The sequence below is a fragment of the Citrobacter sp. Cpo015 genome, from assembly GCF_030333035.1.
Classification (GTDB): domain Bacteria; phylum Pseudomonadota; class Gammaproteobacteria; order Enterobacterales; family Enterobacteriaceae; genus Citrobacter; species Citrobacter portucalensis.
Genome location: NZ_JAOWGS010000037.1, coordinates 652204 through 673641 on the forward strand (window position 1 = coordinate 652204; position 21438 = coordinate 673641).

Sequence of the window (21438 nt, forward strand, 5' to 3'; positions counted from 1 at the left end):
CACCTCTTCGTGTTGTTTACCGGATGGCGCTTCGCTTATCCGACCTACATCAATGCGTTAATCGTAGGCCGGATAAGCGAAGCGCCATTCGGCGTAAAGTTATTTGGCTAAAAAGACATTGGCTTTTGTCGCTTCGGCGACATATTCGATAGTTTTCTGGGCGCGAACGCTGTTTCCGGCTTCATCAAGCGGTGGAGAATAGACCGCAATCGCATATTCGCCTGGGACAACGGCAACCATGCCGCCGCCGACGCCGCTTTTCGCCGGGATGCCAACGGTGTACAGCCATTTACCGCTACCGTCGTAAAGCCCGGCAATTGCCATTTCTGCCAGCACCTGCGGAACATATTTCTCATTCAGCAACTGTTTACCGTTGAACGGAGATTTGCCTTTGTTCGCGAGTACGGCACCCATTTTGGCCAGTTGCTCAACGGTGATATCCACCGAGCACTGGCGGGTATAAATTTCAACGGCTTCGTCAGTGTTGCCATAGAAGCTGTTATAGGATTCCATCAGCTTGGCCAGCGCCTGATTGTGCTGGTTGGTTTCCATTTCAGATTTGAAAACCGGTTCGTTCACGGTGAGAGTGGCATCGGCCCAGACGTTCAGGTTGTCGAGGATTTTGTTCCAACGATCTGTTTTGTCTTTGGCTTCGATCAGGCTAACGGTGCTCATGGCCCCGGCGTTTACCAGAGGGTTTTCAGGCGCGCCTTTGGTCAGTTCAACGGCTAAACCTGAGTTGAATGGCATACCGGTGGCATTGGCGCCAAGTTTATCCAGCACTACCTGAGGACCGTGCTGCTCCATGGCAAGCGCCATGGTGAACACTTTACTCAGGGATTCCATTGGGAAAGGTTTGTTAACATCGCCAACCTGGTAGATCTTGCCGTCCACCGTCGCAATGGTGATGGCAAAATTTTTCGGGCTATAGGTCGCCAGAGCAGGGATGTAGTCGGCGACTTTTCCATCGTTGTTACTTTTGTACTTCTGATGAGCCTGTTCTATCAGCTTGGCGTAGTCGGGCGTGGTTTGCGCGAATGTGGTTGCGCTAAACAAGACGCTGAAAGAAAAGAGACTCACGCCGAGAATTGTTTTATTCATTATGCATTCCTGTTGGTGTTGTTGGGAAAACTATCCTGTAGGCCGGATAGGGCGTTCACGACGCCATCCGGCCTACGATTAGTTGTTGTTCTATTGTCAGGACAAAGCGATTTCCGTTTCGGTAACCGGACGTTCCTGCTCCGGGGACTTCACTGGTGCAGAGCCACGGCAACCCTGGCCGAAGTGTTCACCTTCCCAACGGCTGACAATGGCTGCTCCCATGGCGTTACTCATAACGTTCGTGGCGGAACGACCCATATCGAGGAACGGATCGACACCCATCAGCAGAATCAGTCCTGCTTCTGGAATGTTGAACTGGTTCAGGGTTGCAGCGATAACCACCATTGATGCGCGCGGTACGCCTGCCATTCCTTTTGAGGTGAGCATCAGGATCAACAGCATGGTGATTTGCTCGCCCATGCTCAGTTCGATGTTGCACGCCTGGGCAATAAAGACGGTGGCAAATGAGCAATAAGCCATGGAACCGACCAGGTTAAAGGAATAACCGATAGGCAGAACGAAGCTGGCGATTTTTGACGAAACACCGAATTTTTCCAGCTTGTCCAGCGTACCCGGGAAGGCGGCTTCAGAGCTTGAAGTGGTAAAGGCCAGCAGAGCGGGTTCGAGTATTGATTTCGTTAAACGCGCGATGCAAGGCCCGACGATCATCGTAGACAGGCCAATGAGGATCGCCCACAGCATACCCAGCGTCAGGTAGAACTCACCCATGAAGATCCCGGCGCTAACCATCACACCCAGACCACGTTCGGCAATCAGACCTGAAATAGCGGCAAACACGGTCAGTGGTGCAAACAGCATGACGTAACCCGTCAGCTTCAGCATGACGTGCACCAGTGAATCCAGCACTTTCACGATAGGATCGGCTTTTTCACCAATCGCAGCGAGGCTGCAACCGAGGAAGATTGAGAACACGACGATCTGCAGAATTTCGTTACGCGCCATCGCATCGACAATACTGGTCGGTACCGCGTGTGAGATGAATACTTTCAGCGTGAATGGCTCTGACTTAACGGCGGCAACGGCTCCGACGTCATGTGGCACAAAGTTGATACCTGCGCCTGGCTGGAAGATATTAACGATAACCAGACCCAGTGCAATTGACACCAGAGAGGCGCAAATAAACAGGAAGAAGGTTTTCGAAAATATACGTCCCAGCGTTTTGGCATCGCCCATTTTGGCAATACCTACAACCAGAGTTGAAATAACCAATGGAGCGATAATCATTTTCACCATACGTAAGAATATGGTGGTGAAAATGGAAATATCTGCTGCATAAGATTTTGCTGTTTCAGCCGCGGCCATATTATTTATGGCCACCCCGGCAATCATGCCGAGTATCAGGCCTAATATGATCATCTTCGTTAAACTAATTTTCTTCATGTGTACTCCATCGGATAAAGGCTGGTAATTGGAATTGTGTAGGGTGGCGTGCGCCTGAACCTGGACAGCAGCTCAGACGCACGCCTGTTGTGACCAACCGCATGAATAATTCGAAGCACTGTGATACAGCTGAATTCTGTGCTCCAATGGTTGTTATTGTGTTTTTTTGTTACAAGTCGAACTCAATACTTAATAATGGAGCGTGTTGCTGCGCACCATAAACATCATTGTCACCGACATTGCCGGAAATAATATCTCGTGGCATGACGATTTTTACGGCATTCGCTGGATCGAACCAGACGATATTGTGAATAAATTCAGGCTCAACATTATATAAACCGGCAATAAGCTGTGGCGTTAATTGCTCGCAGGCTTTTACCCGCTGATAGTCTTCCCTTGTTTTAAATAAAATATCTAAAACCAGTTCGTACGGTCCGGCGTTTTTGGAACGAATTACTTGCGCCAGTGAACAAATTGAGTGTTTCATGCCTGAACTCCTTCTGGCGTCACCTGTTCAATGTGGAAATCAAAACGCAGTGCATCGCTCGCTTCAATCAGGTGATAGATCGAGAACTCATACACCGGTCCACTCTGAATATCAGATGGCGAGAACGGGAAGGCGAGGTTGCCCGCAGTCGCAATGCGATTTTCATAGCCGTAGTGCAGCAGGGTAGAGCGCACCAGCGAGCAAACGCTGTTGGCGATATCCTGCGTTGGCGCAACGACATCCAGTAAAATTCCCAGTTCATGGCCCGCAGTTTTCATCGGCTCATGGTTGCCCATCACACCGTTCTTACCGTACAGGTGGAACGTCATGCGGATACTGTCGTCATTCAGTGAGAGGTTACGTGCAACGCTTGCCTGTACCTCTTCAAGAATGGTGTCAATCCCGGCAATCATGATTGGGTCGCGTGTTCCGGCGATGGTCAGGCAGCGGAAGCCAACCTGACGCGCACCTTCCAGTTTCAACGCATACGGTGTTTCTTCATGGCGTGAACCGCTGACATACACTTCGCCCTCGTTAACCTGGGTGAAAGTGCATGCCTTCAGGTTCAGCACACCGCCTGGCCCTGGCAGGAAGTACGGATCTGACTTCTCGTACAGGGTGTGCGCTGCGGCGGAAGTCTCGGTGAACTTACGCTTGGGATTGAACGCCTTCAGCGTAAAGCCGTTATCGTCAATGATTCCCATCGCACAATCTGAGCCGGAACCAGGGGTGGCGGCAATGGCTGCACACTCAAGGATCTTACCGCAATGAAGCGCCAGACCTTCATCAAAGCCCTGCATAATCGGCAGCGCGGCGAAGCAGGCCGGATCGTAGGCACGTCCGCCCAGGACCACCTGCGCACCGGCTTTCAGCGCACGCTGGAAAGGCTCGACGCCCATCTGCGCGACAATGTAGGTGCTCTCTTCAATGGCCTCGTGAGTCAGTTCAGGCACAAAATCGAGCGCGGTGATTTTGCCGTTATCCAGCGCCTGATGAACGATTTCTTTATCGACATCAGACGGAATCAGCGCCATTGAGAAAGACAGTTTTTCTTCCTGCGCGATTTCATGGATTATCTGGCGACACCACTCCAGATGCGGAGCTGCACCAGAACCACCGGCTGTGCCGATCACGACAGGGATGTTGTTCTTAACGCCTGCCACAATCATATAGCGCAGATCGCGTTTCACACCGGCCCTGTCAGTAAAGGGTTTACCTGCCCCCAGGTAGTGGGGGCCAGGATCGGAGGAACCTGCGTCAACAGCAATAAGATCCGGTGACTCTTCCATGGCTTTACGAAAACTTTCTTCCGGGAAGCCATAACCCAGGATAGCCGTAGGCGATAAGATCTTAAATGTGCGTGCCATCTCTTAATCCTTAGTTTGCAACAGCGCGATGGTGCGGTTCATTTCGTTAAAGACGATGTTGAGACCTTCATCGAAACCCATACCCGGTTTGATCAGCATGCGCATTGGACGCGCGGCCAGCGCGACGTGTACGCAGGTACGAGCACTGATTTCCGTTTCGTTACAGGTACCGCCCTGATAGGCTTCCATTCCGTGTTTGTTGCAATACAGCACTGCATCAACGATGTTGTGAATACCGCCCAGGTCCGGGGTTTTAATCTGCACCATGTGGCAGCTGCCCGCGTCGGTGAAGTCCACGATGTCCTGATAGGTGTTACACCATTCATCCGCAACGATTTTCACGCCAGAACCCAGACGAGTCAGCTCCTGAGTGATCTCGGTTAACATGCGGATCTGATCCGGCTTGTTACCGGCATCAACCGGGCCTTCAATGTACAGCGGCAGGCCTTGCGCTTCGGCTTCCAGGCTGGCGATGTATTCGGCGCAACGCACTGGATCCATATCGAAGATCAGACCGATGGTGCCGTAGACATCAATGTGCAGCGTTGGGTGATAGCTATCGTTGGTGCGCAGGCTCAGGATGCGGTTAGATAACCAGCGGACGTACTCACGCAGTTTTTCACCTTTAAAGCCCAGCTTCTCTTCTACGTTATTGATCAGCGCATGCGGTAGGACATCCACACCTTTGAGGATCATCTTGTCGACGGCGATATAACGGTCGTCGCCGCTCTGACCAAATAACGGAATGGCTTCCGGGACGCATGGCAGCTGCCATTCATCACAAACCACTTCGGCTTTCAGACGACCGGTAGCCAGTGCCGCCGCGTCGAGCAGCGCCTGAGACAGACCATAACGTACGGCGGTATGCAGCAGATGGCCGTCAATACGCAGTTCGTCAAAGAAACGGGCGTTGGTCAGGAACGAATCAACGTCACGACCTTCCAGCAACGGCTTGATGTGGTCGTTGAGGAACGGAATGAAGTTTTCAGCCAGGAACAGCGGGTCACGACCGCCTGCACCTGAATATTGCACCGCTGCGCAATCGCCCACAGCCACCGCGCCGTTTTCCAGAATCAGCTGTACGGAAACACATTCACCCGCCTGACGAACAGACGTAAATCCAGGCGTTACCGGATCGCCGGTATAGATAAACCCGTCATGACCGGCGCCGTTTTTGATGGCCTGCTGATCGTCAAAATAAAATGAGGAGTAGCCAGCTGTGAAAAGGGCCTGTTTAATTTTCATTATGGTCTTCCTATTAATTTACTGTGGGATACGGCGTTGATGTCATCAATGACCATCTGGAAAGAAGGCTTGCGACCTTCGAAATGTGCGCGCTCTGCAACGTAGTCGTGGTGCAGGGCGAGAATATCTTTCGGCAGCGGCACGGCACCGGCTTCAAGAATACGGATTGCGCCTGTGTTATCGCGAACAGGCAGGATCTTACCGGCGTTACAGGCGGCAGGAGCGAAAGGCACATCCAGCACGCCAGCTTCAAAGGCCAGCACCGTACCGCGCGCAATGTCACCATTGCCCAGTTCGAAGACTTTCTTCAATACCGCGCGGACTTCGCTCTTAATCAGGTCAACTTCCTGCTCCACGGCAGCGCACTGCGGGAATTTCTGATCGCTGACCATGTTGAGCATCTGGCGTGACGCTTTCAGACCCTGGGCGTTAGCTGCCGCGGTTGGGATACCGAATGCTTCGTGCGGACTTTTGGTAATAACTTTTGTGGCACCAGACATACCGGCAACCGCTGCGCCCCAGGCGATAACGGAGAAGGCTTTTGCTTCATCTTCCGGGAATCCGCCCATCCACTGGTGGAAAACGGTGCTCAGCTCGTAATCGTCGAAGCCATGGTTATGGAAGTATTCGTGGGACAGTTCACGCAGTGCCTGAATAGCAGCGATATCCTGTGTCAGGCTACCGACCTGGCCGTAACCGACGGTAATAGACTTCACGCCCTGCTCCAGCGCCAGCAGACCTTCGATAATCGCGACTGAGTGGGACATGAACGGCGGGATCAGCGTGCCGGTCAGCGGACCAAACGGCTCACGGTTGATGCGAATGCCGTTCTCTTCGTACAGACCCATCAGACGGTCGCAGTACTGCCAATCACGGATAGATTTTTCCAGGGTGACGCGTTTGGCGTAAGGGATGTTGTAGGAGATACCGCCGCCTTCGTAGCTGGTAAAGCCACTGGCCATGGCGATTTCTGCCAGCAGACGCGCATCCGGTGTACCGTGGCGAACCTGGATCGGTTTATCCAGCGATTCAGTCATACGACGGCAGGCAGCAACCCCGTGATTGACGACCGGTAAACCATTCAGCTTGGAAGTACCTGCTTCGATGGATTTTTGGATCCCGACAGCGGCTTCTTCATAGCGGTTGAGACGGGTATAGGCATCGATAGTACTTGGCAGGAGGTCGCACTCTTCCTGCAATGTTTTGAGCAGCGCAATATGCTCATCCATTAATGCCACACCTGCGCGCGGCTGGCTCAGAGTTTTACCTTCCTGATCGGCCTTCAGCAGGGCGAGGGAGAAACGCTTTTTCTCTGGAATTGATTGCTGGTACTTCACGCCATCTTCGAAGTTCTCAACGTCTTTGCCGGTTTCCCAGGTTTGTAACACCTGATGCCTTTCGGTCATGAATTCGTCGTGGGTCAATTTTTTATTTCGAAGTTCCATTCGTAGCTGCCTTAAGTTTTATAGGGTTAAACACTGAATGCTGGTGCGAGCAGCGGCTTGCGGGTACAGCCTGGCGACGTTTGCCAGTAGAGGGAGCAGGCCATTTGAATCGCGGTAATACTCAAACTGATTCGGTAACAGAATTCTTTTACCCTGGTCGTCCAGCTCCCTGTATTTGAGCCAGTTATGGATATCGAACTGGCTGGCGCGAGAGAGCCATCCCCCTGAACCGACGACTTTGCGTACGGTGGTGAGATCGCGACCCATCTGTAAATCCACATTACCCACGCAGGTGCAAACCTGCTTTTTAGTGCCCGCGTGGCGCTCAGCGGCATAGCCCACGCATAAACCTGCCAGCAGGGTGTCGAAATATTTCTCTTCCTCGCTGAGTGGCAGGTAATCCGGTTGCCCAACCAGGTGGCGTAGATAGCGGTAAAACGCTTCCTCGCGCTGTGGCTGCTGGGCGAAGATGACTTTCACCATATCCTGCGTGCTTTCTCCCACCACAACGGCGGAAACGCGCATTCCAAGGTCGCCTTCAACGGTACGTTTGACGAACGGTTCAGGAACACCATGCAGGACGGTATCGGGGGAGAGGGTATTCGCGCTGGCCGAATAGACATCTGTGGTGGCTCCGCCCATATCAATCAGCATGAATTCCTTCCATGCGCTGTCGTAATCGCTAATGGCTTTGACTAACTCATATACCGTCCATGGCGTCGGCATAGGCTCTTCGCCTGTTTCGCCGACGATAACGTCCAGACCTTTGCCTTTGACGATGCGTGACAAGAACACATCGCAAATCGCCTGGCGCGCGGCAAACGGATTCGGGTGATCGAGGTCCGGCAGAATGTTGTCTACCGTGGTCAGATCCTTATGTCCCAGAATCGTTTGTATTTCGTCCTGAATGTCCCGGTTTCCGGCGTAGATAATGGCGCAATCAAGCTTTGAGCCTGCCAGCGCGTGCGCATTCGCCAGGCCGTAACTTTCTTCGCCACCGTCTGTCCCGCCGGTAAACAACAGAATGTCTGGCGGTGATGATTCCAGCTCCTGGATGTCATGACGGTTCAGCTTGTACGAATAATATTGCGCGATTTTCGCTCCTGCCGAATGGGCGGTAACTTTTGCCGACTCCAGCGTAATGGAAGGCACCAGCCCCATTGCTGCAACGGCGAGCCCACCTTTCGCTGAGGAGGAGTATTTCAACTGCACTTCACCACTTTTCAGTAACGGGCGAGCATCGGCAACATTCAGCACCTGATTCAGGCTGGCAAAAAAACCGTCTGCCAGATGATGTGTGGTGGTTGGGGTCAGGACATGGTTTATCAGGGTTAATTCCTCGCCTTCATGTGCGAAGAGGGCTGCCTTGGTCCATGTCGAGCCGATATCGACAGAAACTGTTTGCATCAGATGGCCTCTTCCAGGCAACGCTGTTCGAGGCCATTGTGTTGGTGAATATCAATAGTGATAAGCGCGCAAACATCTTCCAGATCGTGGCTGGGGGCGAAAACCCGGTTAAAGCCCATCTCTTTAAACTTCACTTCCACGTCGGCGAAGTCATGTTTACCGACGACCAGGTTGCCGCCGACGTACAGCAGAATGTCGCCAAGGCCGCGTTCGATGCAGCGCTCACGTAATCCGAGGCAGTCAATGTCGCCATGACCGTAGATAGAGGACACCACGATGGCATCGGCGCCTGTTTCAATCGCAGCATCAATATATTCATCCTGGCTCACCATCACCCCGAGGTTGATTACGTGAAAATCATGAGCAGTAAAAACGCGATCCAGAACTTTATTACCTACTGCATGGCAGTCAGCACCGATGACGCCAATAACAAGTGTAGATTTCTTCATGGGTAATCCTCTGTAGGGCTGATGGTCAATAAGTGAAATTATTTTCTAATATTTAGAACATGGATTGTGACAACCTCTTAATAGGGTTGGAGTTTCTGTGGAAGCGAAAAAGGAAGCAATTGATCTATTTTCAAAATATCCTGAGAAAAATGATTGTTATATTTGCCATCTATAAAATCCCTTCATAATCAATGTGATAGATTATCTTTTCTTAGCTTGGTTTAATTTATTAGAGAATTGGGTAATAAATGACTTGCCATGTTTGTGATCGAAATCTTATTTTGTTATGCGCGCCGTTTATGACGTGTTTTAAATAATTTCAAAAATCCCAATTACTAATTAACTTGTGAACGACATAACGGTTTTTTATTTTTTAATCTTATATGTCACAATTCATTTTTGTTAAATTTAGGATAAAAATGATAATGAAATGTTTGTGGCATATTTAATCTTTGCCACATAAGAGAAGAGGGGGTGTTAATGATAACTTTCAGTGATGATTTAAGCGAAACGTCAGCGTTCTCTCGCAGAACGACAAACGCAATGCATCGGTCATTGTGGAACGTTTTCGCTTCAAGTTGAGATAGTTACATCTCGGTGTTAATTATAAGTAAAATTTAAATGAACAATTTGTATGAAATAACAAATCCATGACTTGCTAAACAAAAAACTGTGAGCTACCCAGCATTAGTGATTCTTTATCTTCTATCAATTAAGTCATCCGGGCTGGTTAAAAGATCGTGTACATTTAAATAAATATCCTATCATTTGTAGTAACGGCAATTACTCATTGAAAAACATGTTGTTAACATCGCGTTTACTAGTAGCGTGAGTGCTAAACACTATTAACATTAAATTTGAAAATTGATTTAAATCAATGTTTAAAACTTGGAAAACAGCATCAAAAGAGGGTAAATTGCTTCAGATCAAATTGGTCTGAAAGTGGTAAATTAGCTATAAATTGATCACTATCGAAAAATGCAAATTTGTCTCGATAAAAACCTGTTTATTGTAAGGATTTTACGGCGTAATATAATTGCGGGATCAATTTGAGTGTTTTATTAACATGTTTGTAACCTTTCATCATTGTCCTTTCTTCAAATGAGAGGAAAGGGTAGCGGCGGAAGGAAGCAGATAAATTTGTATTGGGGCATGCGTGTGACCCTTTCTAACGGGGTTCACTCTCGGAGTCTTCATGCGATGAGCAAGGAGTCATGATGTTAGATATAGTCGAACTGTCGCGCTTACAGTTTGCCTTGACCGCGATGTACCACTTCCTGTTTGTGCCACTGACGCTCGGTATGGCGTTCTTGTTGGCCATCATGGAAACGGTCTACGTCCTTTCCGGCAAACAGATTTATAAAGATATGACCAAGTTCTGGGGCAAGTTGTTTGGTATCAACTTCGCTCTGGGTGTGGCTACCGGTCTGACCATGGAGTTCCAGTTCGGGACTAACTGGTCTTACTACTCCCACTATGTAGGGGATATTTTCGGTGCGCCGCTGGCGATCGAAGGTTTGATGGCCTTCTTCCTCGAATCCACCTTTGTAGGTCTGTTCTTCTTCGGCTGGGACCGTTTGGGTAAAGTCCAGCATATGTGTGTCACCTGGCTGGTGGCTCTGGGTTCTAACCTGTCCGCGTTGTGGATTCTGGTTGCGAACGGCTGGATGCAGAACCCAATCGCAGCGGATTTCAACTTCGAAACCATGCGCATGGAGATGCTGAGCTTCTCTGAACTGGTGCTCAACCCGGTAGCACAGGTGAAATTTGTTCACACTGTGGCATCTGGTTATGTATGTGGCGCGATGTTCGTTCTGGGTATCAGCTCCTACTATATGCTGCGCGGTCGTGACTTCGCGTTTGCTAAACGTTCTTTTGCTATCGCTGCCAGCTTTGGTATGGCTGCTATTCTGTCTGTTATCGTTCTGGGTGATGAATCTGGTTACGAAATGGGCGACGTGCAGAAAACCAAACTCGCTGCGATTGAAGCAGAATGGGAAACTCAGCCTGCACCGGCTTCCTTCACGCTGTTCGGTATTCCGGACCAGGATGCGCAGGAAAACCATTTTGCGATTCAGATTCCTTATGCGCTGGGCATCATTGCCACCCGCTCTGTTGATACACCGGTCATTGGTCTGAAAGACCTGATGGTGCAACACGAAGAGCGTATCCGTAACGGGATGAAAGCGTATCAGCTGCTGGAAGAACTGCGTGCTGGTACTACCGACCAGGCCGTTCGCGACCAGTTCAACAGCATGAAGAAAGACCTGGGTTATGGTCTGCTGTTGAAACGCTATACGGACAAAGTTACCGACGCGACCGAAGCGCAAATTCAGCAGGCAACGAAAGATTCTATTCCTCGCGTTGCGCCGCTGTACTTCGCTTTCCGTATCATGGTGGCATGCGGCATTCTGATGCTGGCAATTATCGCGGTGTCCTTCTGGACTGTGCTTCGTAACCGTATCGGTGAGAAAAAATGGCTGCTGCGCACCGCGCTGTATGCGATTCCTCTGCCGTGGATTGCTATTGAATCCGGTTGGTTTGTTGCAGAGTACGGTCGTCAACCGTGGGCGATTGGTGAAGTGTTACCAACAGCCGTAGCGAACTCTTCGCTGACTGCTGGCGACCTCATCTTCTCGATGCTGTTGATTTGCGGCCTGTATACCCTGTTCCTGGTGGCTGAACTGTATCTGATGTTCAAGTTCGCACGCCTTGGGCCGAGTAGCCTGAAAACCGGTCGTTATCACTACGAGCAGTCCACTGTGACTTCTCAGCCGGCACGCTAAGACAGGAGTCGTCAAATGATCGATTATGAAGTATTGCGTTTTATCTGGTGGCTGCTGGTAGGCATTCTGCTGATTGGTTTTGCGGTCACTGATGGCTTCGACATGGGGGTGGGCATGCTCACCCGTTTCCTCGGTCGTAATGATACCGAGCGTCGAATTATGATTAACTCCATTGCCCCGCACTGGGACGGTAACCAGGTTTGGCTCATCACCGCGGGTGGCGCACTGTTCGCTGCCTGGCCGATGGTCTATGCCGCTGCGTTCTCCGGTTTCTATGTGGCGATGATTCTGGTTCTGGCGTCCTTGTTCTTCCGTCCGGTCGGTTTTGACTACCGCTCTAAGATTGAAGATATGCGCTGGCGCAACATGTGGGACTGGGGCATCTTCATTGGTAGCTTCGTGCCACCGCTGGTGATTGGCGTGGCGTTCGGTAACCTGCTGCAAGGGGTTCCGTTCCACGTAGATGACTACATGCGTTTGTACTACACCGGTAACTTCTTCCAGTTGCTGAATCCGTTTGGTCTGCTGGCAGGTGTCGTGAGCGTTGGGATGATCATCACCCAGGGTGCGACCTATCTGCAGATGCGTACGGTAGGTGAACTGCATCTGCGTGCTCGTGCAACTTCACAGGTTGCGGCGCTGGTGACTCTGGTCTGCTTCGCGCTGGCCGGTGTGTGGGTGATTTACGGTATTGACGGTTATGTTGTGACCTCAGCACTGGATCATCATGCTGCCTCTAACCCGCTGACCAAAGAAGTGGCTCGTGTGGCTGGCGCATGGATGGTGAACTTTAACAATGCACCTATCCTGTGGCTGGTTCCTGCACTGGGCGTGGTTCTGCCGCTGTTAACCATCCTGACTTCTCGTATGGAGAAAGGGGCATGGGCGTTCGTCTTCTCCTCACTGACGTTAGCCTGCATCATCCTGACTGCCGGTATCGCAATGTTCCCGTTTGTGATGCCATCCAGCACCATGATGAACGCAAGTTTGACCATGTGGGATGCCACCTCCAGCCAGCGTACATTGAATCTGATGACCTGGGTCGCGGCGGTGTTTGTACCGATCATTCTGCTGTACACCAGCTGGTGTTACTGGAAGATGTTCGGTCGCATCACTAAAGAAGATATTGAAAGCAACACCCACTCTCTGTACTAAGTAAGGAGCTTAAAATGTGGTATTTCGCATGGATTTTGGGAACGCTTCTTGCCTGTGCATTTGGGATAATCACAGCGCTGGCGCTTGAGCACGTTGAATCAGGCAAAGCCGGGCAAGAAGATAGCTAATGACCAACATTATCGCGATGGTATACAACGCGATGGACAAGCGCCCCTTGCGGGCGCTTTCATTTGTGCTGGCAATCGTGTTGGCTGGCTGCATATTCTGGGATCCGTCTCGTTTCGCGGCCAAAACCAGCGAGCTTGAAATCTGGCATGGTTTCCTGCTGATGTGGGCGGTCTGCGCAGGCATTATTCACGGCGTTGGCTTCCGTCCTCGCGCCGTACATTGGCAGGGCATCTTCTGCCCGCTGATCGCGGATATTGTCCTCGTTGTTGGTCTGATTTTCTTCTTCTTTTGAATAAGAAACATCCTTAAATATTTATGGGCTTGCATAAGCCCATAATTTTTTACTCTCCGTTTACTTTCCCCCATTCCAAAGCACCATTCCCGCGCGTATAGTAGCGAAGTTTGAAAGCACTAACCTGAGGTTGTGCCCTGTGGTTGTGTGCGGTGGCGACGCTGTACCATCAGGACGTTATCAAGGCGGAGTGCGCTGGACATAGTAGAACTATGTCCAAGTGCGACAACACAGAGAACATCCTGATGGAACGCGTCCCGAAGGGCTGAGAATCTTTTTGCACAGTACTGCGTTACTTGCGTCTTGTTTGGAATTACCAAACTTCGCCACTCGCGCCTTGTTCTGTGCAAAAATTTTCGTCAGCGCCATCCGCGAACAACCACAGGACACAACCTAATTGCATTACCGGGATGTACAGTGAAGACAGCGCGATATACAACGACATTCTTGAAGCATCGCGGCGGCAAGAACGCGAATCACCAGACGCTTACGAAGGTAAGTAACTGGTGCGAGTGGGCGAAGCCAACAAAGAGGCAGTAGGAATGAATAAGTATATGTTTCGATGGCCGGTTCGTGTCTATTATGAAGATACCGATGCCGGTGGGGTGGTTTACCACGCCAGTTACGTCGCTTTTTATGAAAGAGCACGCACAGAAATGCTTCGTCATCATCACTTCAGTCAGCAGGTCCTGTTGGCCGAACGTGTCGCCTTTGTGGTGCGCAAGATGACCCTCGAGTATTTTGCGCCTGCCCGGCTCGACGATATGCTCGAAGTTCAAACCGAAATTACGTCAATGCGTGGCACCTCATTGGTTTTCACGCAACGCATTGTCAACGCAGAGAACACCGTGCTGAATGAAGCCGAAGTTCTGATTGTTTGCGTTGATCCACTCAAAATGAAGCCTCGTGCGCTTCCCAAGTCTATTGTCGCGGAGTTTAAGCAGTGACTGACATGAATATCCTTGATTTGTTCCTGAAGGCAAGCCTTCTGGTTAAACTTATCATGTTGATTTTGATTGGTTTCTCAATCGCATCCTGGGCCATCATCATCCAACGGACCCGTATTCTTAATGCTGCTTCACGTGAAGCCGAAGCATTTGAAGACAAGTTCTGGTCCGGCATTGAATTGTCGCGCCTGTACCAGGAAAGCCAGGGGCGTCGTGATAATTTGGCGGGCTCGGAACAAATTTTCTATAGCGGATTCAAAGAATTTGCGCGTTTGCATCGGGCAAATAGCCACGCGCCGGAAGCGGTCGTAGAGGGGGCTTCCCGTGCGATGCGTATCTCGATGAACCGTGAACTGGAAACGCTGGAAACGCATATTCCATTCCTCGGCACCGTTGGCTCCATCAGCCCGTATATCGGTCTGTTCGGTACCGTTTGGGGGATCATGCACGCATTTATCGCGCTTGGCGCGGTAAAACAGGCGACGCTGCAAATGGTCGCACCGGGTATCGCAGAAGCGTTGATTGCAACGGCTATCGGTCTGTTTGCGGCAATCCCGGCGGTTATGGCCTACAACCGTCTGAACCAGCGCGTGAACAAACTGGAACTGAATTACGACAACTTTATGGAAGAGTTCACCGCGATTCTGCACCGCCAGGCGTTTACCGTTAGCGAGAGCAACAAGGGGTAAGCCATGGCCAGAACGCGTGGACGAGGTCGTCGCGAACTCAAGTCCGAAATCAATATTGTACCGCTGCTCGACGTACTGCTGGTGCTGTTGCTGATCTTTATGGCAACCGCACCGATCATTACGCAGAGTGTGGAAGTCGACCTGCCGGATGCGACCGAGTCGCAAGCCGTCAGCAGTAACGACGAACCCCCGGTCATTATTGAAGTTTCCGGTATTGGGCAATACAGCGTGGTGGTTGAGAAAGATCGTATGGATCAACTACCACCGGAGCAGGTTATTGCAGAAGCGAAAAGCCGCCTGCAGACCAATCCGAAAACGGTCTTTTTAATCGGTGGTGCGAAAGACGTGCCTTATGATGAAATAATTAAAGCGCTGAACTTGTTACACAGTGCAGGCGTAAAATCGGTTGGCTTGATGACGCAGCCAATCTGATGACTGCGTTTTGCTGGCTTGAAAGAGAGCACGTAACAGGCGAACAGTTTTTTGGGAACCGAGAGTGTCAAAGGCAACCGAACAAAACGACAAGCTCAAAAGGGCGATAATTATTTCAGCGGTGCTGCATGTCATTTTATTTGCAGCGCTGATCTGGAGTTCGTTCGATGAGCACATTGATGCTTCAGCCGGCGGCGGTGGCGGTTCGTCCATCGACGCCGTTATGGTCGATCCTGGCGCCGTTGTGCAACAGTACGACAGGCAGCAGCAACAGCAGGCAAGTGCGAAACGTGCTGAAGAGCAGCGTGAAAAGCAGGCGCAGCAGCAAGCTGAAGAACTTCGCGAGAAGCAGGCAGCTGAGCAAGAGCGACTGAAGCAGCTGGAAAAAGAACGTTTAGCCGCGCAGGAAAAAGTGCGCGAACAGGCGGAACAGCAGAAGCAAGCTGAAGCCGCCGCAGCGAAAGCGCAAGAGCAACAGAAACAGGCTGAAGAGGCTGCGGCGAAGGCTGCTGCAGACGCGAAGGCTAAAGCTGATGCTCAGGCTAAGCAAGCGGCAGATGCCGCGAAGAAAGCCGCTGCGGACGCACAGAAAAAAGCTGAGGCTGAAGCCGCTAAAGCCGCCGCTGATGCGAAGAAAGCTGCAGAAGCACAAGCTGCTAAGGCAGCTGCGGACGCTGCGAAGAAAGCACAGGCTGAGGCCGCTAAGCAAGCAGCAGCCGAGAAAGCTGCTGCTGAGAAAACAGAAAAAGCCGCTGCCGCGAAAGCTGCCGCTGCTGAAAAAGCGGCGGCTGATAAGAAAGCCGCTGCAGAAAAAGCAGCAGCAGACAAAAAAGCTGCAGCTGAGAAAGCCGCTGCCGATAAGAAAGCTGCGGCAGATAAAGCAGCTGCTGCTAAAAAGGCTGCGGCCGAAAAAGCCGCTGCAGCCTCTGGCGTTGACGACTTGTTGGGTGACCTGAGCTCCGGTAAGAATGCACCGAAATCGGGCGGTGGAGCGAAAGGAAACGGCCAACCGGCGAAAGATAGTGGTACAAGTGGTGCCAATGGCGGTGCATCTGGCGCTGATATCAGTGCTTACGCATCTCAAATTCGCAATGCGATCCAGAGCCGTCTGTATGGTGCAGATTTGTATGCAGGTAAATCTTGCGTATTACATATCAAGTTAGCACCCGATGGTCTGTTACTGGATGTGACCGAAGAGGGCGGGGATCCGGCATTGTGTCAGGCTGCGCTGACGGCTGCGAAAACCGCCAGAATTCCTAAACCGCCTAGCCAGGCAGTTTATGAAAAAGTAAAAGATGCCAAACTGGACTTCAAACTGTAATAACGACCCCTGAGAAATCAGGGGAAACGGTCTAAGGTTGAGACAGAGTTCTGGTAGTTTTGTGTATTTGAGTTTGTTAACATTCTGCTAAATTATCGTGGGCTTTCCGTCCAGATAAGGGAGATATGATGAAGCAGGCATTACGAGTAGCATTTGGTTTTCTGATGCTGTGGGCAGCGGTGCTGCACGCAGAAGTACGTATCGAGATCACCCAGGGGGTGGACTCGGCGCGCCCGATTGGTGTTGTCCCCTTCCAGTGGGCAGGACCGGGTGCTGCACCTGAAGATATCGGTGGTATCGTAGGTGCTGACCTGCGTAACAGCGGTAAATTTAACCCGTTAGACCGTTCTCGTCTGCCTCAGCAGCCCGGTACCGCGCAGGAAGTTCAACCTGCTGCGTGGTCTGCGCTGGGCATTGATGCCGTAGTCGTCGGCCAGGTTACGCCGAACCCGGATGGTTCTTACAGCGTTGCCTATCAGCTGGTTGACACCGGTGGCGCACCGGGTACCGTACTGGCACAGAACACCTATAAAGTGAACAAGCAGTGGCTGCGTTACGCGGGCCATACTGCAAGTGACGAAGTGTTTGAAAAACTGACCGGCATTAAAGGTGCATTCCGTACCCGTATCGCTTATGTTGTTCAGACCAACGGTGGTCAGTTCCCGTACGAATTACGTGTGTCCGACTACGATGGTTACAACCAGTTCGTGGTACACCGTTCTCCGCAGCCGCTGATGTCTCCGGCGTGGTCCCCGGACGGTTCAAAACTGGCGTACGTTACCTTCGAAAGCGGTCGTTCTGCACTGGTTATTCAGACACTGTCTAACGGCGCGGTTCGTCAGGTAGCCTCGTTCCCACGTCACAACGGTGCGCCTGCGTTTTCTCCGGATGGCAGCAAACTGGCGTTTGCCCTGTCTAAAACCGGTAGCCTGAACCTGTATGTCATGGACATTGGTTCCGGTCAGATCCGTCAGGTGACGGATGGTCGTAGCAACAACACGGAACCTACCTGGTTCCCGGACAGCCAAAACCTGGCCTTTACGTCTGACCAGGCCGGTCGTCCGCAGGTATATAAAGTTAACGTCAACGGCGGTGCTCCGCAGCGCATTACCTGGGAAGGTTCGCAAAACCAGGATGCGGATGTGAGCAGCGACGGTAAATTTATGGTAATGGTAAGCTCGGCCAACGGTCAGCAGCACATTGCCAAACAAGATCTGGTAGCGGGTGGCGTACAAGTTCTGTCGTCAACGTTCCTGGACGAAACGCCAAGTCTGGCACCTAACGGCACTATGGTAATCTACAGCTCTTCTCAGGGGATGGGATCCGTGCTGAATTTGGTTTCTACAGATGGGCGTTTCAAAGCGCGTCTTCCGGCAACTGATGGACAGGTTAAATTCCCTGCCTGGTCGCCGTATCTGTGATAATAAATAATTGATTAATAAAGGAATCATTGAAATGCAACTGAACAAAGTGCTGAAAGGGCTGATGATTGCTCTGCCTGTTATGGCTATTGCAGCGTGTTCTTCTAACAAGAACGCCAGCAATGACGGCAGCGAAGGCATGCTGGGTGCCGGCACTGGTATGGATGCAAACGGCAGCGGCAACATGTCTTCTGAAGAGCAAGCGCGTCTTCAGATGCAACAGCTGCAGCAGAACAACATCGTTTACTTCGATCTGGACAAGTACGATATCCGTTCTGACTTCGCTGCAATGCTGGATGCTCACGCTAACTTCCTGCGTAGCAACCCGTCTTACAAAGTCACCGTAGAAGGTCATGCGGACGAACGTGGTACTCCTGAGTACAACATCTCCCTGGGTGAGCGTCGTGCGAACGCCGTTAAGATGTACCTGCAGGGTAAAGGCGTTTCTGCTGACCAGATCTCCATCGTTTCTTACGGTAAAGAAAAACCTGCAGTACTGGGTCATGACGAAGCGGCTTACGCCAAAAACCGTCGCGCCGTACTGGTTTACTAAGAGAATTGCATGAGCAGTAACTTCAGACATCATCTGTTGAGTCTGTCGTTACTGGTTGGCATAGCGGCCCCCTGGGCCGCTTTTGCACAGGCGCCAATCAGTAGTGTCGGCTCTGGCTCGGTCGAAGACCGTGTCACTCAACTCGAGCGTATTTCTAACGCTCACAGTCAGCTTTTAACCCAACTCCAGCAACAACTCTCCGATAATCAGTCCGATATTGATTCCCTGCGCGGTCAAATTCAGGAAAATCAGTATCAACTGAATCAGGTTGTTGAACGCCAGAAGCAGATATTGCTGCAGATGAATAATCTTGGTAGCGGTAGTGCACCTGCGGCGCAATCTGCGGGCGGCGATCAGAGTGGGGCAGCAGCAACCCCTGCACCTGATGCGGGTGCAGCGGCAGCGTCAGGTGCTCCGGTACAAACTGGCGATGCGAATACCGATTACAATGCGGCCATTGCTCTGGTGCAGGATAAATCCCGCCAGGATGACGCGATTGAAGCATTTCAGAACTTCATTAAAAAGTACCCAGACTCAACTTACCTGCCAAATGCGAATTACTGGCTGGGTCAGTTGAATTACAACAAGGGGAAAAAAGATGATGCAGCGTTCTATTTTGCTTCAGTAGTCAAAAACTTCCCGAAATCACCAAAGGCTGCAGACGCGATGTATAAAGTCGGCGTCATCATGCAGGACAAAGGTGATAAAGAGAAAGCGAAAGCCGTTTATCAGCAGGTTATCACTAAATACCCTGGCACTGATGGCGCGAAACAAGCGCAAAAACGCCTTGGCGCGATGTAATGAACACCATGCGACCAGAAATCGTGTTAATTCTGGTCGCGTCGTGTGATTCCTAAGCAGTTGAGTTATTTACATCGAAATTTTTGTTGCGCTAAAATCTGAAATCAGTAATATATGCCGCCGTTGCCAAGGGATATCAAACAGCCCAAAAGCGGCAAAAAAAATGGGTCGTTAGCTCAGTTGGTAGAGCAGTTGACTTTTAATCAATTGGTCGCAGGTTCGAATCCTGCACGACCCACCACTAACTTAGTTAGTAAGTAGTATCCAGCGCAGTATCGGGTGATTAGCTCAGCTGGGAGAGCACCTCCCTTACAAGGAGGGGGTCGGCGGTTCGATCCCGTCATCACCCACCACTCGGGGCGTTAGCTCAGTTGGTAGAGCAGTTGACTTTTAATCAATTGGTCGCAGGTTCGAATCCTGCACGCCCCACCAACTTATTGGTGGCACCGAGTAAAAATTTTCAGGTTATACCCGAGCGGGTCGTTAGCTCAGTTGGTAGAGCAGTTGACTTTTAATCAATTGGTCGCAGGTTCGAATCCTGCACGACCCACCATCCTGAAAGTATAAAGAAGTAAACCCCATAAGGGGGCGTTAGCTCAGTTGGTAGAGCAGTTGACTTTTAATCAATTGGTCGCAGGTTCGAATCCTGCACGCCCCACCAGTGTAAAAAGGCGCCCTAAAGGCGCCTTTTTGCTATCTGCGATTTATAAGATTCGAATCTGCTTGCCTGATGCGCTTCGCTTATCAGTCCTACAGACGACACTATTCACGTAGGCCGGATAAGACGTCAGTCGCCTTCCGGCATTCCTCACACGCAATTATTGTGACTTTCTTACGCCAATCCGCTATCTTGTTTAGCATATAAAACAAAACTAACCGAATACGGCGTGCGTCACGCTTTTAATCGGTTATTTCGTTAAGCCAGTAAAACGAGAAAGCAAGATGAGCGTGATGTTTGATCCAGAAGCAGCAATTTATCCGTTTCCGCCGAAGCCAGCCCCGCTGAGTGTGGATGAAAAGCAATTTTATCGTGAAAAAATCAAGCGCCTGCTGAAAGAGCGTGATGCCGTTATGGTCGCGCACTATTACACTGATCCTGAAATTCAGCAGTTGGCCGAAGAGACCGGTGGTTGTATTTCTGATTCTCTGGAGATGGCGCGTTTCGGCTCAAAACATTCTGCCTCTACGCTGTTGGTTGCAGGCGTGAGGTTTATGGGGGAAACCGCCAAAATCCTCAGCCCGGAAAAGACCATCCTGATGCCGACCCTACAGGCGGAATGCTCATTAGATCTGGGCTGTCCGATTGATGCGTTCAGCGCGTTTTGCGATGCGCACCCCGATCGTACCGTAGTGGTTTACGCCAATACCTCAGCCGCCGTTAAAGCACGTGCGGACTGGGTCGTCACATCCAGTATCGCGGTAGAACTTATTGAGCATCTTGATAGTTTGGGTGAAAAAATCATCTGGGCTCCGGACAGACATCTGGGCAACTACGTCCAAAAACAGACCGGTGCAGACGTTCTTTGTTGGCAGGGGGCCTGTATCGTCCACGACGAATTTAAAACTCAGGCTTTAACACGCATGAAGGGGCTTTACCCTGATGCAGCGGTGTTGGTGCACCCGGAGTCCCCTCAGTCTATCGTTGATATGGCCGATGCGGTTGGCTCAACCAGCCAGTTAATCAACGCAGCTAAATCGTTACCGCATCAACAGCTGATTGTGGCGACTGACCGGGGCATATTTTACAAAATGCAGCAGGCCGTTCCGGATAAAGAATTGCTTGAAGCGCCGACGGCTGGTGAGGGGGCAACCTGCCGCAGCTGTGCGCATTGTCCGTGGATGGCGATGAACGGCCTCAAGGCGATTGCTGAGGGCCTGGAACAAGGCGGAGCGGCTCATGAGATACATGTTGATGCTGCGCTGCGAGAAGGGGCGTTGTTGCCGTTAAACCGCATGTTGGAATTTGCGGCTACACTTCGAGCTTAATTAATTTTTTGGCTCTGGGGGAAA

General features: G+C 51.0%; 19 protein-coding genes, 5 tRNA genes and 1 pseudogene. 17 read left to right on the top strand and 8 right to left on the bottom strand.

Features of this window, described 5'->3' with window-relative positions; genetic code table 11:
* Positions 1-99: 99 nt before the first annotated feature.
* From glsA to glmS, 8 genes and pseudogenes are all read right to left on the bottom strand, one after another.
* Complete coding sequence (gene glsA / locus OGY67_RS18795; protein WP_032942734.1) at positions 100-1101, bottom strand: glutaminase A; 1002 nt, start codon at positions 1099-1101, stop codon at positions 100-102.
* 119 nt (positions 1102-1220) lie between these two features.
* Positions 1221-2502: pseudogene (locus OGY67_RS18800) on the bottom strand (dicarboxylate/amino acid:cation symporter); the annotation flags it as partial.
* A gap of 169 nt (positions 2503-2671) precedes the next feature.
* Complete coding sequence (locus OGY67_RS18805; protein ID WP_003831425.1) at positions 2672-2989, bottom strand: DUF4387 domain-containing protein; 318 nt, start codon at positions 2987-2989, stop codon at positions 2672-2674.
* The gene (locus OGY67_RS18810) at positions 2986-4356 is read right to left on the bottom strand and encodes an acyclic terpene utilization AtuA family protein (RefSeq protein WP_003022951.1); all 1371 of its coding nucleotides are present in this window, start codon (positions 4354-4356) and stop codon (positions 2986-2988) included. The genes OGY67_RS18805 and OGY67_RS18810 overlap by 4 nt, the downstream gene beginning before the upstream one ends.
* 3 nt (positions 4357-4359) lie before the next feature.
* Positions 4360-5601, bottom strand: coding sequence for a methylaspartate ammonia-lyase (locus OGY67_RS18815; protein WP_032942736.1), 1242 nt, complete (start codon positions 5599-5601; stop codon positions 4360-4362).
* Positions 5601-7046 carry a methylaspartate mutase subunit E gene (locus OGY67_RS18820; protein WP_003831428.1) on the bottom strand — a complete coding sequence of 482 codons (1446 nt, stop codon included), beginning with the start codon at positions 7044-7046 and terminating at the stop codon, positions 5601-5603. The genes OGY67_RS18815 and OGY67_RS18820 overlap by 1 nt, the downstream gene beginning before the upstream one ends.
* 18 nt (positions 7047-7064) lie before the next feature.
* Positions 7065-8453, bottom strand: a complete 1389-nt coding sequence (gene glmL, locus OGY67_RS18825; protein ID WP_123268323.1) for a methylaspartate mutase accessory protein GlmL — start codon at positions 8451-8453, stop codon at positions 7065-7067.
* The gene (gene glmS, locus OGY67_RS18830) at positions 8453-8902 is read right to left on the bottom strand and encodes a methylaspartate mutase subunit S (RefSeq protein ID WP_286574365.1); all 450 of its coding nucleotides are present in this window, start codon (positions 8900-8902) and stop codon (positions 8453-8455) included. Before glmS ends, glmL begins: the two co-directional genes overlap by 1 nt.
* A gap of 1217 nt (positions 8903-10119) precedes the next feature.
* Here glmS and cydA point away from each other — a divergent pair.
* The 17 genes from cydA to nadA all read left to right on the top strand — a co-directional run bounded on the left by cydA (position 10120) and on the right by nadA (position 21414).
* Entirely contained in the window at positions 10120-11688 is a 1569-nt protein-coding gene (gene cydA / locus OGY67_RS18835) for a cytochrome ubiquinol oxidase subunit I (protein ID WP_008784156.1), read from the top strand.
* A gap of 15 nt (positions 11689-11703) precedes the next feature.
* Positions 11704-12843 carry a cytochrome d ubiquinol oxidase subunit II gene (gene cydB, locus OGY67_RS18840; protein WP_003831431.1) on the top strand — a complete coding sequence of 380 codons (1140 nt, stop codon included), beginning with the start codon at positions 11704-11706 and terminating at the stop codon, positions 12841-12843.
* Positions 12844-12857: 14 nt separating this feature from the next.
* On the top strand, positions 12858-12971 hold the full coding sequence (gene cydX / locus OGY67_RS18845; protein ID WP_003022970.1) for a cytochrome bd-I oxidase subunit CydX: 114 nt from the start codon (positions 12858-12860) through the stop codon (positions 12969-12971).
* Positions 12971-13264, top strand: coding sequence for a cyd operon protein YbgE (ybgE, locus tag OGY67_RS18850; protein ID WP_003831434.1), 294 nt, complete (start codon positions 12971-12973; stop codon positions 13262-13264). Before cydX ends, ybgE begins: the two co-directional genes overlap by 1 nt.
* A gap of 542 nt (positions 13265-13806) precedes the next feature.
* A complete protein-coding gene (ybgC, locus tag OGY67_RS18855) occupies positions 13807-14211 on the top strand; it encodes a tol-pal system-associated acyl-CoA thioesterase (RefSeq protein WP_003831439.1) in 405 nt (134 codons plus the stop codon).
* Positions 14208-14900, top strand: a complete 693-nt coding sequence (tolQ, locus tag OGY67_RS18860) for a Tol-Pal system protein TolQ (RefSeq protein WP_003022976.1) — start codon at positions 14208-14210, stop codon at positions 14898-14900. Before ybgC ends, tolQ begins: the two co-directional genes overlap by 4 nt.
* A gap of 3 nt (positions 14901-14903) precedes the next feature.
* Positions 14904-15332 (top strand): colicin uptake protein TolR, encoded by a 429-nt coding sequence (gene tolR / locus OGY67_RS18865; protein ID WP_003022978.1) that lies wholly within the window; start codon positions 14904-14906, stop codon positions 15330-15332.
* A 64-nt stretch (positions 15333-15396) separates the two neighbouring features.
* The gene (tolA, locus tag OGY67_RS18870; protein WP_286574366.1) at positions 15397-16653 is read left to right on the top strand and encodes a cell envelope integrity protein TolA; all 1257 of its coding nucleotides are present in this window, start codon (positions 15397-15399) and stop codon (positions 16651-16653) included.
* A 128-nt stretch (positions 16654-16781) separates the two neighbouring features.
* Positions 16782-18074 carry a Tol-Pal system beta propeller repeat protein TolB gene (gene tolB, locus OGY67_RS18875; protein WP_003022981.1) on the top strand — a complete coding sequence of 431 codons (1293 nt, stop codon included), beginning with the start codon at positions 16782-16784 and terminating at the stop codon, positions 18072-18074.
* Between the two features lie 34 nt (positions 18075-18108).
* Entirely contained in the window at positions 18109-18627 is a 519-nt protein-coding gene (pal, locus tag OGY67_RS18880) for a peptidoglycan-associated lipoprotein Pal (protein ID WP_003022983.1), read from the top strand.
* Between the two features lie 9 nt (positions 18628-18636).
* On the top strand, positions 18637-19428 hold the full coding sequence (cpoB, locus tag OGY67_RS18885; RefSeq protein ID WP_003831441.1) for a cell division protein CpoB: 792 nt from the start codon (positions 18637-18639) through the stop codon (positions 19426-19428).
* A 165-nt stretch (positions 19429-19593) separates the two neighbouring features.
* A tRNA-Lys gene (locus OGY67_RS18890) sits at positions 19594-19669 on the top strand.
* Positions 19670-19705: 36 nt separating this feature from the next.
* Positions 19706-19781, top strand: a tRNA-Val gene (locus tag OGY67_RS18895).
* Positions 19782-19784: 3 nt separating this feature from the next.
* A tRNA-Lys gene (locus OGY67_RS18900) sits at positions 19785-19860 on the top strand.
* A gap of 45 nt (positions 19861-19905) precedes the next feature.
* A tRNA-Lys gene (locus OGY67_RS18905) sits at positions 19906-19981 on the top strand.
* A 32-nt stretch (positions 19982-20013) separates the two neighbouring features.
* Positions 20014-20089 (top strand) — tRNA-Lys (locus tag OGY67_RS18910).
* Between the two features lie 281 nt (positions 20090-20370).
* Positions 20371-21414, top strand: coding sequence for a quinolinate synthase NadA (gene nadA, locus OGY67_RS18915; RefSeq protein WP_003837113.1), 1044 nt, complete (start codon positions 20371-20373; stop codon positions 21412-21414).
* Positions 21415-21438 lie beyond the last annotated feature (24 nt).